Here is a 17969-nt window from a genome sequence, read left to right on the forward strand (position 1 = left end):
ACATGAAAATTGCTAAGCTTAAAAGCTTAATACTATTACTTGTCCTTTCAGCTCTTTCTTTTTCGTGCACGACAAGAAAGCAGATTGTATATGTTCAGGATATGAACGAAAATCTTCCTATCGAAAATAACAATTATGAGGTAACGATTAAACCCGATGATTTACTACGTATTACTGTGACAACAGATGATATGACCACGGCTCAACAATATAATAAGTTTGTTCCAGCGATTAATCAAAATACTACCCAAATTGTTAGTCAACAAATGCTAGACGGTTATTTAGTAAAACCTGATGGAACAATCACATTTCCAGAGTTAGGGGAAATCTTGGTTAAAGGCAAAACCTTAATGGAAGTTTCGGAATTACTAACCTCTAAGCTCTCCAAATATCTTAAACAACCTGATGTCGAAGTCAGATTACTGAATTTTAAATTTACTGTAGTAGGAGAAGTAAATCGTCCAGGCACTTATGATTTTAAGGATAACCGAATTTCGCTTATACAAGCATTGGGTTATGCTGGTGATTTGACTATTGATGGAAAAAGGGATGAAATTTTGATTATTCGTGACAACGAAGGAAATCAAGAAACCTTAAAAGTTGATTTAACCAGTTCGGCTTTTATAAATAGCGAAGCTTACTATTTAGAACAAAATGATACTGTTATCGTACAGCCAAACGGTGCTAAGGCTAGTTCTGGAGGTTATACGAGGTATGCAGGTGTATTCGTGAGTATAGCGAGTTTAGTGTTATCAGTAATTATTTTAATTACACGTAATAATTAAAGATATATATGGATTCAAATAATCGAACAAACCAGAATAATCTTAATTTAGCTGATCAACTAAAACCTTATTTAAAGGCCAGCCCTTTTATTATAATTTCAATATTGCTCTGTACAGTTTTAGCATTTATATATTTACGCTATGCTGTGAACGAATATTCAGCGGATACCTCAGTAATCATTAAGGATACTCAAATGGGAGGCGGAATATCCGAACAATTGGCTTTAGGGGATATTGATGCTTTTGGAGCTTCTTACAATTCTTTAGAAAATGAAATGGAAATTTTAAAGTCTAAAAGATTGATAGAAGATGTAATTAATAAACTCGATTTAGCCACTAGTTATCAAGTCCTAGGGAATATAAAAGATTCATATGTTTACAAACAATCTCCTATTTTAATTAAACGATTGACCGATAGTCTGCATTATAAAATAGATAAGCCAATCCATATTTTTTTAAAAAATCCTACTGATGAGGCCGTAAACTATAAATTGTCAGATAAGGGTAGTTGGAAAAGTATCAAGTTTGGATCACCTTTATTAATAGGAGATCGGTTTGAGATCATCTTGTTACCTAATCTATCAAATAAAAATAATCAAGAAAGTTTAGAAAATTTATCTGAAAAAGAGTTTCAGTTTACTTTAATGCCTATCAGTAAAACTATTCTCTCTTATCAATCTAATTTAAAACTTAGTAAACCTGATAAAAGAAGTAGTGCATTGATATTATCTATTACCAATCCAAATAAGGAAAAGGCAATAGATTTTTAAATACCTTGGTAGATGTATATAATCAGGACGCTATTCAGGATAAAAATATAGTAGCCTTAAACACAATTGATTTTATAGATGAACGTTTAAAAGAAGTTCAAAGAGATCTGGATAGTGTTGAAACTACCCAACAGTCCTTTAAAGATTCTAGAGGTATCACAGATTTATCTGTTGAAGCTGGTTTGGATTTACAGCAGTCAAATCAACTGCAAGCCCAAATAACTGCCGTACAATCTCAGATTGAAATGGCGAAATCTGTCAAAAGATATATGAATACAGATTCTAATACCACACTGCCTACTGGTATTGGGCTGGAAAATCTAACTATTGCGGGATTATCGGAAAAATATAATACACTTGTTTTAGAATACAATAAGCGACTAGAATCTGCAACAGAAGAAAATCCTGTAGTTCTTAATCTAGCGAGTCAGATTGATGCTGTAAAAACATCCATTGAAAGTTCAATTGATTCTTATATTAAAAACTTAGAAATAAATTTGAATAACTTAAGAAATCAAAAGGCAAGGATAGCAGGACAAATTGCAGCTGTCCCAGATAAAGCACGATACAGTAGAAGTATAGAGCGTAACCGTTCGGTTATCGAAGCTATTTATTTATTATTAAAAGAGAAAAGAGAAACTACAGCTATTTCTGTTGCTTCAGCTACTCCTAAAGCAAAAATTGTAGATAGAGCATGGGCTAATGAACAACCTGTGTCACCAAAACCAAAAATTATTTATTTATCAGCCTTAATAATTGGTTTATTAATTCCTATAGCAATTGTATATCTTAAAACACTTTTTAATAATAAAATAGAAAGTCGTAAAGATCTCGAAAAGTCGTTACCTGAGACAGCAATTCTAGGCGAAATCCCAAAACTTGCTAAAGATGATAAGGATCGTATACAGACGAATGATAGATCTGTGCTTGCTGAGGCTTTCCGAATTCTTAGGACGAATTTAGCTTATAAGCTAAATGCTTTACCTGAAGAGCAACGTGCTCAAAAGGTTCTAGTAACATCAACGGTGAAAGGAGAAGGGAAAACTTTTGTAGCCTTTAACTTAGCACTTACTAATGCTTATTCAGGAAAAAAAGTATTATTGATCGGAGGTGATATTAGAAATCCACAATTACACAGGTTTTACAACAAACAATTTAAACGTAAGCGTGGAGTAACAGAATTTTTGACTAATGATTCAATCAAAATCAAAGATCTTGTTATTACAGATCCAGATAATTCAAATCTAGATATAGTACTGTCTGGAGCTATACCTCCGAATCCAGCGGAGCTTTGGATGCAAAAAAGAACACAAGACTTATTTAATGAAGCTGAACACGATTATGATTTGATCATCATCGATTCGGCACCAACTATTTTAGTAACCGACACTTTGTTGATTAACAAATACGCCGATGTCACAGTGTATGTAACTCGTGCCGATTATACAGAGTTTTCATTATTAGAGTATATTTCAGATACTCTGAAATCTGAGAAGATTAAGAATGCTGCATTAGTGATTAACGATGTTAAGATGGCCAACTTTGGTTATGGTAATAAGTATGGTTACTCTTACGGAGCAGAAAAACAAAGTTTTTGGACCTCTTTGAAGGAAAAGTTTAAAAGATAATAGACCAAAGCGTTTTACTAGGAATTAAAAATAAGCTGATGGTTCTCCATCAGCTTTTTTGTTGCAGGTACCCACTTGCTCTTAATTTGAATGTTTTTCAATTTTTCCAAATGCTCTGGCTTGTGAGCATCGGTTCCTATGTAGCTGTAGTATCCTTGAAGTAAGTATTTTTCCGCTTTCGCGAAAGCATCCTTACCATAATGATCACTTAACGATAATAAATTAAGTTGTAGCTCAAAACCTCTTTCTATCAAACTCTCCATTTTTGAACTTCCAAAATACCGATAACGTTCTGGATGAGCGAGTATCGGAATTAAGTCCATAGAACACATTTTAAATACTAGATCATTTAAATTTTGTGGTGGTTGAAAGTAACTTAACTCGGTAAGGATATAAGTATCCTTGATACATAAATATTTATCTTGATCGAGAAGGGATTCAAAACTACTATCCATCATATATTCAGATGCGGCATGAACAATAAAGTCACGAGCATGTGTTCCTTCTAATTCTTGTATTGTATTAAGAAAATGGTTTGTGATTTTTATATCATCATTTCCGTAGTAATCCTCCATAGTGTGTGGAGTAGCTATAGCGTTTTTAAATCCGCACGACTTCATTCCTTCTACCATTTTTAATGTCATGTCTAAATCCTTAGAGCCATCATCAATATTGGGTAAAATATGATTGTGAATGTCGGTTAATCCGTCAATCAAATCTACAAGGAAATGCTTTTTTGAAAAAAAGAACATATAATTATAATCCTGTTATTAACTGTTGTATTTCATCGGACTTATACACCTTGGGGAAAAGTAATTCAAAAGCAATGATTTGTTCCGGTTCAGACTTTAAACAATTTTGCAAATAATACTTTCCCTTGAAAGGTTTCCCGGTAAGGTAGTAAACTCCGCTCAATCTACATTCTAAGTCTGGATTATTAGGATAAAACTCAAGACCATGTTCCAAGGTAATGATGGCAGCTCGCCATTCTCCAAGTTGAATAAGGATATCTGCACGATCTATCCATGTGTCAAATTCATAATTTCCTAATTCGATAGCTTTTCTATAACCGTATTCAGCCTCTTCAAAAAAGTTGAGTTTGTTATTTAAAACTGCAAATCGAATCCAATATAAAGCGTTATCGCCATCTATTTCTATTGCCTTGTCTAAATAGTTGAGCGCTCGTTGATAATTTAATCTCTCGGTATAAAAATCTACAATGGCTATCCAGCCTTTGTCTAAGAGTGGATCTTCTTTTACGGTACGTTTTAAATATTTAATCGCCTCTTCTTCATTCCCTAATTTAAGATGACACTTTCCTAATCTCAGGTAGGCAAAGGAAGTTGGATCGTCTAATCCTAGGGTAAGCTCATAATTAAAAATGGCTTCGTTGTATCGCCCAAGTTTTTCAAGGACTTTACCTTTTTCTAAATAAGCACCTACAAATGTATCATCAGATATTATAGCAAAGTCAAATGCAGAAAGTGACTTCTCATACTCTTTAAGGTCAAAATATTGCTTTCCTACTTGATGCCAAGCTACCTCACTATAAGGATTGGAGTCCAAATACTTGTTTAAATAGTCTATCGCCTGCTGATTTTCTTTTAAAAAATCAAAACAGTAAATGATGTTGTATAACGCAGCATAGTCTTGATCGTCTAGCTCTAGACATTTCATAAAGTTCACCTTAGCATTAGAATAATCCTCCATAAAGAGAAATTCCATGCCGATCAAATTATACACATCAGCTTGATCCTCGGTAAGGTCCAAAGCTTCATTTAATAATTTTATTGCCTTGTCGTGATTCTCAGTCTTTGAGTAAATATTTGCCTTTTGAATAAAAAGTTCGGCATTATTGGGCTCCATTTCATATAGCTCATCTAAAAGCGCATGAGCCTCTTTAAAGTGATTATCAAATATGAGCATTTCTGCCTTGAACAAGCGTATAGTAACTGAACTAGGGTGTTGTGATAATGCTAGACTAATGGCTTTACGAGCTGTAACCATTTGCCCTACATTAAGATAGTGTTCTATGATTTGCTCAAATTCGTCACTATCGAAAAATCCTACTTCATTACTGCGTAGCATAAGTTCAAATTTCTCAATGCTGTGCTCGTGTTCATTATTATACTCAAAATGCATAGGCAGAATTTTAAAAATTCGCGTACTTAAAGTTGTAAATATTATTGGTTAGTCAGCGGTTATGCTTCAAAGTGTTGTCAACAAATTATAAACAGGCTTATTTAACTGCTATAAAATTCATCAATAGTTTCTTTTAAAACCGAACAGGCATGATCAATTTCTTGATCAGTAACTGTATAAGGTGGACTTATACGTATTGCTCTTTTTTCAAACAACAATAGGAAAAAGATGACACCTTTCTCTCTACATCTATCCACAATTCGTGCCGTATATTGATCGTCAGCTAAAATAGCGGCAATCATAGCACCTTTTCCACGTATTTCCTTGATGCTATTGTGTTGTAAGCTTTCGCGAAAGCGCAATTCTATTTCCTTAACTCGTTCTGGATAACCTTCGTCCTCAATAGCTTGCAAGGTTGCCAGGGCAGCAGCGGCTATAACGGGATTTCCTCCAAAGGTAGTTATGTGACCCAGCATAGGAAACTCTTTAAACTGTGTCATGTGTGACTGTCTGGCAGTGAGAGCTCCTATCGGTAGTCCACCTGCTAGACCTTTACCAGTGATAACCATATCTGGTGTGATATCATGTTGTTGGAAATAGCAGAAACTTCCTGTGCGCCAAATCCCTGGTTGAATTTCGTCAACGATTAATAATGTCCCTGTTTGATTGCATCGCATTCTAAGTTGTTGCAACCAGTGACTAGAAGGCACTTTAAAACCAGCACCACCTTGAATAGTTTCAATAATTACCGCAGCTGTATTTTTAGTAATTAATCTTAACTCTTGAACACAATTAAAGGTAATGTGGTGAACGTCTGGTAATAGTGGTCTGAAAGGCGCTTTACGCTCTTCATAATCCATTAATGCTAGAGAACCAGTTGTATTACCATGATACGCATTTTTCATGGCAATAATTTGTGATCGACCGGTGACTCTTCTAGCTAATTTTACGGAAGCTTCTGTAGCCTCTGTTCCGCTATTTACCAGATAAGTAGTGTCTAATGGATCGGGCAGTAAGGATGCAATTTTTTTACATAATAGGGTAGCAGGTGACATGGCATATTCTCCATATACCATAACATGCATATACTTATCTAGTTGATCCTTGATAGCTTTTACAACAGCAGGATGTGAATGTCCTAACGGTAAAGCACTTACTCCAGCGACCATATCTAAATATTTATTGCCATGAGTATCAAAGAAATAGTTCCCATTTGCATGGCTTATTTCTAAACCTGGAGCAAATGGAGTGGTTTGTGCTTGATATTTAAAGAAATCTGATTTAATTCCCATTATTTTCTTCACCTGATGGTTGCTGTAATTCTTTGGACTGATTTTCTATGCGATTTTCTAGTTCGCCATTTTGCAAGACCGAATTCTCATTAAGTTTTCCATCCTCTTCATCAAAAAAACCTTCATCCAGTTCAGGTAGAGGAATTCCTTTAATTTTCGTGAGTACAGGTGGTTTTTTGCCTTTGAATAAATCAGCTTTGGTAATTAATCGTTCATCACCTCTCCAGTTAAATCCTCGCAGAGTTCTAGCATTCTCTGGTAATTCTTTTGGTGGATAAAGTATGTCTTCAGAATTATCAGCAGGAGCAATGATGGATATTGCCTTGTCTTCAAATTCTATTTCCATGGTTCCACTTGTACCTTTATTAATTCCTATTAATTCCTGTTTGTCGTTACGGCTATAAATGAGGTTTTCTACATTTTTATTGAGAAAAACTTTATCTAATTCATTGTTCTTGAAAAAGCCAGTCAATTCCTTTCCTTTAATTTGGTTAAAGCCGCCACTTGAGTCTTGATCAATGATAAACGCGTTATAGAAAACTCTTAAACTATCTAACTTTTCGGTTTTGAGATTACTTTGTAAGAAAATCGAATCACCCGTCATTTGACTTTTACCACTCCATAGTATTGGTTTCCTAATCATTTTGGTTAATCCAGTGCTTTGTCTTGTGGTTATAGAGTCACATTTACCGCTTAAGTCTGTTTTAAAAAGTCTTACATCGTTATAACCTCTTACAAATCTATTGTCTTTGGGACCCGTTACAATTAGTTTGTTTGCAGTCATGTAAACGCTGTCTTGCTGTTCTATCGTTATAGCTAGTGGACGTTTAGTAATCATAACCGAATCCTTATCTCTATAAACTTCGGCGTAATGTCCTTTGATGATACTATTATTGATCGTATCGGTCACAACTATATTGTTAGTTGCGCTTGCAAAATTTCTGGGCCTACTGAAATAAAGACTGTCTCCTGTAATAGTTCTCGTGTTGTAATCAATTCGGGAGTTTTTTACAAAATAACCTGTATCACCTCGTGTATCATAGAAACCTCGTTCACAATATACCTTACTGGTCTTACCAGTTATGGTACTAGGTCCATACATAAAGGCATGTCCATTTTCTTCGTAAAAATCTAGATGATTCGAGTTTATGGTATATTCAGGATTAGTTACTACTACATCGTCTATAAATCGGTACTTCTGTTCTTGTACGTAAAATCTTCCTACACGGCTTGTTAATGTGCTAGCACTATCTCTAACGGTACCACCAGACCTATAATAAGCTTGCTGTTTTATACGATTGAAAAATAGAGTGTCAGTCGTTAATCGAGTATCTGGCGTAATCATATTTACCTTTTCACTCGCGAATGCTAATTGGGTATTACCGTTATATTCGGCATAATTACATGTCATTGTGATACTATCACCTTGTTTCATGATAACGTTTCCCACTGCGCGTAAAAAGTTGTCTTTTTGATATAATACAGCTCTATCGCAAGTCATTTCAATACCTCGATGATTCACTACAACCCTACGAGCATTATCCTTAGAATAGATAACTGCATCGGGTAGGACAGCTTCATCGATAGTTTGATATCCTGCGGTTACCCTGATAAGGGAATCTACTGGCTGTTCTTGTGCTGTGAGCGCTTTCGCGAAAGCGAAACATAAAAAGACAATGAGATATTTCAATCTTTATTTATTTTATTTGAATCCAGTCTACAGGAGAATTGTTTACTGAAGTTGATGTATAGGTAACGAGACTAGGCCTTGCGGTATTGTCTACTTTAACAACCTCTTGTACACTATAAGTGATTAAATTCCAACCTTTAAGTAGGTTGATGTCGTACTTGTAATTAGTTGTAAAAACACTAGTCGAATAATCTTCAACTAGATTGTCTTGCTGATACTCACCTTTAATTAAAACGGGATTATTAGTATAAATATAATATGAAAGCCATCCTGTTTGGGTTTGAGGTATTGCTTGAATCTCATTTTTAATGAATGAAGGACTACTTGCAGGAGCGATTAGAACTTGATCATCAACATTATCTTGTGCCACTTCAAAAGTATAGAATTTACCGGCAAGGCTTATTTGTGAATCTAAACCTTGAGTTTTTAAGCTATCATGAGGAAGAAATAATTCTGCAGCATTAGAAAGCTCTAATTCATATTCTGCAGAGTCGCTTTTGTTGTATTCTTCAAATTTATTTGAGGAAATTTTATTAAAATCAGGTGGTAACTGAAAGGTAAACTTTCCACGGTCATCAACACTTCCTGTGTTTTCTGGTTGAACATAGAATCCCAAAATATTAATAGGACCTTTATCACCTTCATAATTAATTACGTTACCAGTTATCGTCGCTTGTTCAACAGGTTGTACTATAGACTCCTTAGATGTTGTTTGAGTTTCATCTGTAGCATCTGTAGCTTTGTTTTGCTTACAAGATATTATGGAAATGATTAACAGTAGGTAGATAAATTTCATCTTGACTTTTTGGTTTTAAACATAGCATCTAATACGGTCATAATGCCACTAAAAATTAAAAATATGGCCAATATACTGAAGGCTATTCCTGGCATGAGAAAAATGATGGGATGGTCACTTCCTGCTCCCAAATAAATTAAAATAGGACCAGCAAATATAAATAGGACACTTAATGCTAGTCTTTTAAGTCCTTTTCCTAGTATTTCTTTATCTGTAGATGGCTGTTCCATAATTAACAAACACCATAATTATCCAGTGCAGCTCTTACGCTTCCATGTTCTAGCAATAAGTTATGAGCCTTCTCATAACCTAGACCTGTATTTTCCATGATCATTCTTGTACCACGATCTACTAATTTATCATTGCTAAGTTGCATGTCTACCATTTTATTGCCTTTTACATGACCTAACTTGATCATAACACTGGTACTAATCATATTGAGTACCATTTTTTGAGCAGTACCAGCTTTCATACGACTACTTCCTGTTACGAATTCTGGTCCTACGATAGGAACTATGGAATCATCGGCTATTTGATCAAGTGGACTGTTAAGATTGCAGGTTATCGCTCCAGTATGTATACCTAATTGTTTACAAGCTTGTAAACCTCCAATTACGTAGGGCGTTGTTCCACTTGCAGCAATTCCTATGACTACATCTTGGGCATTTATATTGTATTTCTTTAAGTCTTTTATAGCTTGTTGATTGTTATCCTCTGCATTTTCAACAGCTTTTCTAATTGCCACGTCACCACCTGCGATTAATCCAATAACTTTGTCATAAGAAACACCAAATGTAGGTGGACATTCACTGGCATCCAATATGCCTAACCTTCCACTTGTACCAGCCCCAATGTAAAATAAACGACCACCAGAATTCATTTGAAGAACAATACGATCAACTAGTTTTTCAACAGCTGGTAATACTTTTTTAACAGCTAATGCAACCTTGTGATCTTCGGCATTGATGTTTTCAAGCAAAGTTGCCGTTGACATCGTCTCTAGATTTTGATAAAGAGAAGACTCTTCTGTTGTTTTTTTGAATTGCATAAAAGCTGAGTAGTTCTTTTGATTAGTAATCGGTAGTATTCACTACCTCTAGGCCATAACCAACCATTCCAATACGTTTACTTTGCTCAGAATTGGTCATTAAATCTAATTTACTAATGTTTAAATCATGTAAGATTTGCGCGCCAATTCCATAGTCACGATTGTCCAGTTGTTTACGCGGCGCTTTTACTTGTCCAGACTCCTGAATTTCCTTGAGCGTTTCAAGTCTAGCTAGCATATTTTCTGGTTCAAACTGTTGATTGATAAATACAATGGCTCCTGAACCGCGATCATTGAGTTTATGAAACATCGCATCTAGTTTTCTGTCAGCTTCAGAGGTTAGGGTAGAGAATAAGTCGTTATTAACTTTGGTACTATTCATTCTTGTTAAGACTGTTTCATCTTCATCCCAACTTCCTAATGTTAAGGCCAAATGAATTTGCCCATTTGTAGTTTGTTGATAGGCTCTTAAACGATATTCTCCAAATCTTGTAGTAAGCATGAAGTCTTCTTTCTTGATAATCAAGCTGTCGTTTTTCATGCGGTAGGCAACTAGATCCTCAATAGAAACCAATTTTAGATCAAACTTTTTTGCCACTTCATAAAGTTGTGGAAGTCTAGCCATGGTTCCATCTTCATTCATGATTTCTACAATCACTCCAGCTGGTTCATGACCTGCTAGTCTTGCAAAATCAATGGCAGCTTCTGTATGACCAGTTCTTCTTAAAACGCCACCGTCTTTTGCTCTTAAAGGAAATATGTGACCTGGTTTACTAAAATCATGAGGTCTTGTATCCGGATTAATTAAGGCTTGAATAGTTTTGGCTCTATCACTAGCGCTTATTCCAGTTGTTACTCCATGACCTCTTAAATCTATTGAAACTGTAAATGCAGTTTCCATAGGGTCGGAGTTATTAGTTACCATGGCTTGTAAATCTAATTCTTTACATCTTGAGTCTGTAATAGGAGCACAAATCAAACCACGACCATGAGTGGCCATAAAGTTGATCATTTCTGGTGTTACAGATGCTGCACTAGCCAAAAAATCACCTTCATTTTCACGATTTTCATCATCTACAACGATGATTACTTTACCTTTTTTAATGTCTTCTATTGCGTCTTCAATGCGATCCAGCTTAATTTCTGCAGGAGCAATCATATCTTTAATTTTTAAGGAGTAACAAAGATAAGGATAAGCGAGGTGCCTATGCCTTATTTGGCTTTTTTTTGAATATTCTAAACAGGCTATCCATCGCACCACCTACATCAAAAAAACCTTGATCTGAAGTCGCTCGATAGGTAAGAATAACCCCAATAGGAAATATAATCATGGTACCCAACCATGCACCTAACCATACAGGAATAGCACCTCGTGTGGCAGACTGTTCAGCACCAATGTTTATAAAGTGATAGGCAAGGAAAAACACAACAGCAACTACAAGAGGCAGTCCTAATCCACCTTTTCTAATTATTGCTCCTAATGGGGCACCAATAAAGAACAGAATAATACAGGCTATACCTAGTACGTATTTTTTGTGTATTTCTATTTCGTGTTTCCACAACCGTTCATTTTCAGTTTTTTCAAAGGATATTCTACTTTGAATGGCAGATCGATCAGATTTAGATCTATTAATCGCATTTTCAATAGCCCTACGTTGATCAAAGATGCTCATCGTATCAAAGAAGTTTTCTTTGTAAACAATGGAATCAATTTCTTTAACTCTATTGTCTATATTTTCTGGAGTCCATTTAGTGTGTTGTGTTTGATGGTACACTTTCATATTTTGCTCAAAAGTGTTTACAAAAGTGTCTATACGTTCTTTCAACTCGTTTATTCGTAGCATCTTTTGATTGTCGGTGACAGTTTCCGTATCTAGATCTACCTCGTTAAGTTCAGAAACGTCAACATTCAATTCGTATTCCTTAAACTCACCCTTGATAAAAGGAAGACTTATTCGTTGTTCAGCAGTTTTGGGAATCATTTCTTCGTAATAATTACCATCATAAAGTACTAGCTGGATTACGTCACTTTTTAAACTACTTTTAAGTTCACCTTTTTTACTTTTTATTACCGTAAAATTTCCGGTACGATTAGGTGTTTTTTATGTATAATCACATCTTCCAGAAATCTACCATTATCACCAGATTTCTTGGTCACTTTAATATTATAGTCTCCTAATTGTTCAAAAGAACCTTCAACGATAGCCATGGCTGGCTTCATTCTTTTAATATTATTTATGAGGTTTTTTTGTTTCAAATTACCCCATGGTATCACTGTATTTGCAAAGAAAAAAGATGTGATACCTATACTTAGTATAATTATAGTAAGAGACCTCATAGCACGTTGCAATGAAATACCATTGGATTTCATGGCTGCAAATTCATAGTTTTCTGCCATCTCGCCAAATACGAGTAAAGCAGCTAACAGCACACTCAAGGGTAATGATAAAGGAATCGTAAGTGGTATGTTGTAATACAGAAAGAGAAAAATAGTTTCTGCATCTAAATCTTTACCGGCTAGGGCCTTTATGTATAACCAAATAGCTTGTAAAACTAGAATAAACGTAAATACAATAAAGACGCTTAAAAACGTCTTTGTAAATTTAGTTAATATGTAGCGGTCTAGAATTTTCAAATTAGTCCAACTCTTCTATGTCGTAGCCGCTGTATTCTTCTTTATTAAATACAAAAGAATTCTCAGGCAAGGGCTCATTTACCTTTAAAGATTTAATGGTAAAGGTTATAACTGTCCCATTCTTTTCAGTAACAATAACTTCATTAATATGCTTTGTATTGGAGTCTATACCTATTAAAACACTTTTGTAATTGCTATCTGATTTAATTGGAGTAAGTTTTACAAATTGTATTTTACGACCGCCTACATTTTTGACAATATCCATCTTTTTATTATAGCCTTTATTGTAAAAGGATAACATGTTTGATGGTGTTATAGATTGTGCATTGTCATCATCTAGGGTTGATACTGTAACCTGCTCATCCTCGCTATTAATGACATACTGTTTAGTACCGTCAAAAATTATGGTGGTTCCTAAATAACCTACGTTATATTTTTCGCCAGACATTCTTGCACTTCCTTGAATGTCCATATTAGTTTTACTTTTTGCGTTACGTAAATTCCCTTTGTACAAAAAGCTGATGTTTTCATAGGATTGGAATTTTGCTGTTACTTCATCAAGTAATTTTTCTGCTTTAGCATCTTGTGCTGTTACCGCTTTCGCGAAAGCAAAAATCATAAACACTGCTGTAATAATGTGTTTCATTTTAGGAGTTCTTTTCTTCATTTAACAATTGTTCTAGAGAGTTTAAATCCGGTACTAGGACTTGTCTTGCTTTACTACCTTCAAAAGGACCTACAATTCCCGCAGCTTCTAATTGATCAATGATACGACCAGCTCGATTGTAACCTAATTTTAATTTACGTTGTAATAAAGAAGCGCTTCCTTGCTGTGCCGTAATAATTACCTCGGCTGCATCACGGAATTTACTATCTCTTTCTTCTATGCTTATATCAAGACTCGTGCCACCATCTTCTCCTACATACTCCGGAAGTAAGTGAGCATCTGGATATGCTTTTTGCGAGCCTATAAAGTCGGTAATTTTCTCAACTTCTGGAGTGTCTACAAAGGCACACTGAATTCTGATTAATTCATTTCCAGCGGTGTACAACATATCTCCACGGCCTATTAATTGATCGGCACCACCGCTATCTAGAATGGTACGGGAATCAACCTTTTGCATTACTCTAAATGAAATTCTGGCAGGGAAGTTTGCCTTAATCATACCAGTAATTACATTAACCGATGGTCGTTGAGTAGCAATAATCAAGTGAATACCAACCGCACGTGCAAGTTGTGCAAGACGAGCAATAGGTGTTTCTACCTCTTTTCCAGCAGTCATTATCAAATCGGCGAATTCATCTACAACCAAAACTATGTAGGGTAAAAATTTATGCCCATTTGCAGGATTAAGTTTACGTGATTTAAACTTGGCATTATACTCCTTAATATTACGACACATAGCATCCTTTAGAATGTCGTATCGTTGGTCCATTTCAATACACAAACTATTAAGTGTATTGATAACCTTAGAGTTATCAGTTATGATGGCATCCTCGCTATCTGGTAGTTTTGCCAGATAATGGCGTTCTATTTTATTAAAAAGAGTAAGCTCTACTTTCTTAGGGTCAACAAGAACAAATTTTACTTCGGCAGGATGCTTTGAATAAAGCAATGAAGTAAGTATACAGTTTAATCCTACCGATTTACCTTGACCGGTGGCTCCAGCCATTAATAAGTGAGGCATTTTTGCCAGGTCAACAACAAAGGTCTCGTTTGAAATATTTTTACCAAGTGCTATAGGTAATTGCATTTCGGCTTTTTGAAATTTTGGAGACGAGATCACCGATCGCATCGATACGATTGACGGCTTTTGGTTAGGTACTTCGATTCCTATAGTTCCTCGACCTGGAATAGGTGCTATAATTCGAATACCTAATGCACTTAACGATAATGCAATATCGTCTTCAAGATTTTTAATTTTAGAAATACGAATCCCAGCTTCAGGTACAATTTCATAAAGAGTAACTGTAGGGCCTATGTTTGCAGTGATTTTTGCGATACCTATTTTGTAGTTCTTAAGTGTTTCTACAATACGATCTTTATTGGCTGCAAGTTCTTCTTCATTAATAGTGATGGTTTTACCTTGTGAGTAATCCTTTAATAAATCAATAGGAGGGAACTGGTAGTTACCCAATTCAAGCGTAGGGTCAAACTCTCCATAATCTTCTACAAGCTTTGAAGCTTTATTATCTATAAGTTGCTCTTCATCAATTACTTCACCTACTTCTAGATCGACTTCCTTTTCTGTGGTTTTTAAAGTAGGTTCAAGTTCTGGTGATAGTTCTTCCTCTTCTTCTTGAGCAATATTTATTTCCATATCACCACTTTTCATGGTGGTAGGCTGCTTTTTTATTTCGTTTTCTGTAGTTGGTTCACTTGTCGTAGTGGCAGTATGTGTAACAGATTCTTCCCAGTCTTTTTCTTCATCTGTAGATTCAATATGGGAGGAAACATCTTCTATCGAATTTTCCACAGTTTGTTTTGCTTTAGCAAAACGAGCAGCAATCTTCTCTGGAGTAAGTTTTAATCTTAGAGTTAAGTATACAATCGCAAAAAAGGTAAGAATAAGTATACTTCCTATTAGACCTACATAATCTTGAAGTAGGTCATTAATTTCAAAACCTACAGTTCCTCCTAATAAAGCACTGTAATTATGGAAATATCCTAACACAACACTCAACCATATCATAAGTAATAATCCCCAAAACCATAGTTGCAGGATACGCTTTCGCGAAAGCGATAAAAAGTTCTTGCCTGCTGCAAATAAATAGACTCCTGTGAGTATAGTGAGTACAGCGATTGAAAATGCGGCTATTCCAAAACCTTTATAAACAAATATATCGCCTAACCAAGCACCTAGTTGGTTGAGCCAGTTTTTTGTCACAACTGCACGATTTCCTAGATCTACTAGTTCACTTTGATCTTCTCTCCAAGTAAATAGAAAGGACAAGAAGGAGAAGAAGAATATGGCACCTAGAGCCATAAGTCCAGATCCGAGAATAACCTCTTGTCTACGTGTAAGAGAAAAGTTTTTGATTTTAGAAATCAACGATGGTGGAGTAGATGTTTTCTTTTTGCGCGCCATGAATTATAATGAACGAACAAAAATAACAATATTGTACATTCCTTAAACATTTGAAACGTACAGATATCAACAGGATTTATTAACTAAATAGTTCTACGATATAAGGTATGTAGATGATTAGACCTACAATACTTGCTGTTATTGCGGTTATAAAAACAGCTCCTGCTGCTATGTCCTTGATACGGCCTATTTTTTCGTGAAATTCTGGATGAATAAAGTCGGCAATGCCTTCAATGGCAGTGTTTAAACCTTCTAAACTCATTATGCCTCCTATACACATGCATTGTATCATCCATTCTAACCTTGTGATATTAAATACAAAACCAGCAATTGTCATTATAACACCGATGATCGCCTGTACTTGTATACTAGGCTCTGATAAAATAAGGGCAAAGGCTCCTTTAAAAGCATAGCCCACGCCCTTTATTCTACCAATGATAAATTGTTTTAAATTCAATTATAAAAGTGATTTAAGTGCCGAAAGATAGTCAGGTTCATCAGCAATTTCACCAACTTGCTGATTATAGATTACTTTTCCTTCTTCGTCTAGAACTACAACGGCTCTTGAGTGAAAACCTGATAATGGACCACTTGTCATTTCTAATCCGTAATTTTTACCAAATTCACCTGTTATAACATCGCTTAAGTTTGTGACGTTTTCTATATCCTCGTCGCTAGCAAATCTTTTTTGAGCAAACGGTGTATCTCGTGAAATACAAAGCACTGCTGTGTTATCAAGTTCAGTCGCTCTTTTATTAAAGTTTTTTACGCTTGTTGCACAAGTGTCGGTATCTATACTAGGAAAGATATTAAGCACAAGGCGTTTACCCTTAAAATCGTTTAAGGTTTTAGTATTAAGATCTGAATCTAACAATTGAAAGTCTGGTGCTTGTGATCCTACTTCAGGTAATGATCCTGATGTAGATATTTCATTGCCTCCTAAGGTTATTGTAGCCATAATTATTTTATTTTATGAAGTAAATCGTTTAATGCTTGTTTAATATCTGGATTGATTATACCCTTTTCAAGATCAAAGTTTTCATTGAATGAAGGTACGGATAAAGCTCCTATTACACTAGCGTCATTTCTAGGGAATCTATCTCTAGCTATTTCCAATACCGTAGATGCACCACGTGATCCTGGTGAAGTAGCTAGTAATAAGGTCTTGCGATTATGAAATCCTTTTGTATCTGGCACTCTAGATAACCAATCAAAGATATTTTTAAAAGCCGCTGTATAACTTCCGTTATGTTCTGCAAGAGAAAAAATTAAAAAGTCGCTATTCTTTATTTTTTGGGATAGTTCCAGAATTTCACTTGGTATACCTTTTTCAATCTCTTTGTCAATACCGTAAATAGGAACCTCGTATTGATTGATGTCTATTAACTCTACATCTAAAGGAGCTAATAGAGTAGCAACATGAGTAAGCAGTTTCTTATTTATAGATTGCAAACTATTACTAGCCGCAATTGCAAGTATTTTCATTATTAATATTTAAAAGTAAAAATACCTTAGAATATAAATGTATGGAGTTGTGAAAATGTTAATGTGTTTATTTAGGAATTTCCACGTAAGCTAGTATAGCATCAATTTGCTCGTTTGATAATTGAGGGAATGCATTCATATTACTTTGATTCCATTCATTGTAAAGTTTTACCGCTGTTGGATCACCACTTGCTATTAACGCACTGCTATTTTTGATCCATTTATATAACCATTCTTTATCTCTTCTTTCTGTGACACCATGAAGAGCAGGTCCGGTCGCCTTTTTGTAACGTTTATGACAGCTAGCACAGTTTGTATTGAATAGTTCTTTTCCTTGTTTTTGGACATCGGTAAGTTCTACAGCAGGTTTACTTACAACTGCTACTTCTTGAATAGGAGCAGTGGTTTGGGATTGCGTCGAAACATAAAAAGCAGTACCAAATATCACTAATACAATCATTAACAGTAAAGTGAAAATAATACCAATCGCTTTGGATAAATCTTGAAACATGTTTTTTTGTTTTAGTCTAGTTTAGGCCGTTATAATTACAAAGAACCCAACCTGATCATACTGATTGTAATTTGGTTTATAATTATTGAAAACCGCTA

Annotated in this window: 19 protein-coding genes; 3 read left to right on the plus strand and 16 right to left on the minus strand. The window is 35.1% G+C overall.

Going from position 1 to position 17969, the window contains the following annotated elements:
* The first annotated feature begins 2 nt into the window (after nt 1-2).
* Genes BST91_RS04055 through BST91_RS04065 form a run of 3 tightly spaced genes read left to right on the plus strand, consistent with a single transcriptional unit; the run spans nt 3 to nt 3183 of the window.
* Nucleotides 3-785 carry a polysaccharide biosynthesis/export family protein gene (locus tag BST91_RS04055; protein ID WP_085774558.1) on the plus strand — a complete coding sequence of 261 codons (783 nt, stop codon included), beginning with the start codon at nt 3-5 and terminating at the stop codon, nt 783-785.
* An 8-nt stretch (nt 786-793) separates the two neighbouring features.
* Complete coding sequence (locus BST91_RS13180; RefSeq protein WP_085774559.1) at nt 794-1555, plus strand: Wzz/FepE/Etk N-terminal domain-containing protein; 762 nt, start codon at nt 794-796, stop codon at nt 1553-1555.
* A 5-nt stretch (nt 1556-1560) separates the two neighbouring features.
* Nucleotides 1561-3183, plus strand: a complete 1623-nt coding sequence (locus tag BST91_RS04065; RefSeq protein WP_085774560.1) for a GumC family protein — start codon at nt 1561-1563, stop codon at nt 3181-3183.
* 17 nt (nt 3184-3200) lie between these two features.
* Here BST91_RS04065 and BST91_RS04070 read toward each other — a convergent pair whose 3' ends face one another.
* From BST91_RS04070 to BST91_RS13530, 16 genes are all read right to left on the minus strand, one after another.
* Nucleotides 3201-3935 (minus strand): tyrosine-protein phosphatase, encoded by a 735-nt coding sequence (locus BST91_RS04070; RefSeq protein WP_085774561.1) that lies wholly within the window; start codon nt 3933-3935, stop codon nt 3201-3203.
* A 4-nt stretch (nt 3936-3939) separates the two neighbouring features.
* Nucleotides 3940-5325 (minus strand): tetratricopeptide repeat protein, encoded by a 1386-nt coding sequence (locus BST91_RS04075; RefSeq protein WP_085774562.1) that lies wholly within the window; start codon nt 5323-5325, stop codon nt 3940-3942.
* A gap of 101 nt (nt 5326-5426) precedes the next feature.
* The gene (locus BST91_RS04080) at nt 5427-6611 is read right to left on the minus strand and encodes an aspartate aminotransferase family protein (RefSeq protein ID WP_169709785.1); all 1185 of its coding nucleotides are present in this window, start codon (nt 6609-6611) and stop codon (nt 5427-5429) included.
* Complete coding sequence (locus BST91_RS04085; protein WP_085774564.1) at nt 6607-8307, minus strand: OstA-like protein; 1701 nt, start codon at nt 8305-8307, stop codon at nt 6607-6609. Before BST91_RS04085 ends, BST91_RS04080 begins: the two co-directional genes overlap by 5 nt.
* A 7-nt stretch (nt 8308-8314) precedes the next feature.
* Nucleotides 8315-9103 carry a hypothetical protein gene (locus tag BST91_RS04090; protein ID WP_085774565.1) on the minus strand — a complete coding sequence of 263 codons (789 nt, stop codon included), beginning with the start codon at nt 9101-9103 and terminating at the stop codon, nt 8315-8317.
* Nucleotides 9100-9333, minus strand: coding sequence for a DUF6095 family protein (locus BST91_RS04095; RefSeq protein WP_060522665.1), 234 nt, complete (start codon nt 9331-9333; stop codon nt 9100-9102). The genes BST91_RS04090 and BST91_RS04095 overlap by 4 nt, the downstream gene beginning before the upstream one ends.
* A 2-nt stretch (nt 9334-9335) precedes the next feature.
* A complete protein-coding gene (gene murQ / locus BST91_RS04100) occupies nt 9336-10151 on the minus strand; it encodes an N-acetylmuramic acid 6-phosphate etherase (protein ID WP_085774566.1) in 816 nt (271 codons plus the stop codon).
* A 22-nt stretch (nt 10152-10173) separates the two neighbouring features.
* A complete protein-coding gene (gene ribB / locus BST91_RS04105) occupies nt 10174-11310 on the minus strand; it encodes a 3,4-dihydroxy-2-butanone-4-phosphate synthase (protein WP_085774567.1) in 1137 nt (378 codons plus the stop codon).
* 46 nt (nt 11311-11356) lie between these two features.
* Nucleotides 11357-12220, minus strand: a complete 864-nt coding sequence (locus BST91_RS13370; protein ID WP_211280422.1) for an LptF/LptG family permease — start codon at nt 12218-12220, stop codon at nt 11357-11359.
* A complete protein-coding gene (locus tag BST91_RS13375; RefSeq protein ID WP_211280405.1) occupies nt 12220-12786 on the minus strand; it encodes an LptF/LptG family permease in 567 nt (188 codons plus the stop codon). The genes BST91_RS13370 and BST91_RS13375 overlap by 1 nt, the downstream gene beginning before the upstream one ends.
* Before the next feature lies 1 nt (nt 12787).
* On the minus strand, nt 12788-13453 hold the full coding sequence (locus tag BST91_RS04115; RefSeq protein ID WP_240919377.1) for a LolA family protein: 666 nt from the start codon (nt 13451-13453) through the stop codon (nt 12788-12790).
* A complete protein-coding gene (locus BST91_RS04120; protein ID WP_085774568.1) occupies nt 13434-15875 on the minus strand; it encodes an FtsK/SpoIIIE family DNA translocase in 2442 nt (813 codons plus the stop codon). Before BST91_RS04120 ends, BST91_RS04115 begins: the two co-directional genes overlap by 20 nt.
* A 79-nt stretch (nt 15876-15954) precedes the next feature.
* On the minus strand, nt 15955-16332 hold the full coding sequence (locus BST91_RS04125; protein WP_085774569.1) for a diacylglycerol kinase: 378 nt from the start codon (nt 16330-16332) through the stop codon (nt 15955-15957).
* Nucleotides 16333-16833, minus strand: a complete 501-nt coding sequence (gene tpx, locus BST91_RS04130) for a thiol peroxidase (protein WP_042278615.1) — start codon at nt 16831-16833, stop codon at nt 16333-16335. It abuts the gene before it with no gap.
* A gap of 2 nt (nt 16834-16835) precedes the next feature.
* Nucleotides 16836-17360 (minus strand): NADPH-dependent FMN reductase, encoded by a 525-nt coding sequence (locus BST91_RS04135; protein ID WP_042278616.1) that lies wholly within the window; start codon nt 17358-17360, stop codon nt 16836-16838.
* A gap of 67 nt (nt 17361-17427) precedes the next feature.
* Entirely contained in the window at nt 17428-17871 is a 444-nt protein-coding gene (locus BST91_RS13530; RefSeq protein ID WP_394335646.1) for a cytochrome c, read from the minus strand.
* Nucleotides 17872-17969: the final 98 nt, after the last annotated feature.

This window comes from Nonlabens tegetincola (assembly GCF_002117085.1).
GTDB classification, from domain to species: Bacteria; Bacteroidota; Bacteroidia; order Flavobacteriales; family Flavobacteriaceae; genus Nonlabens; species Nonlabens tegetincola.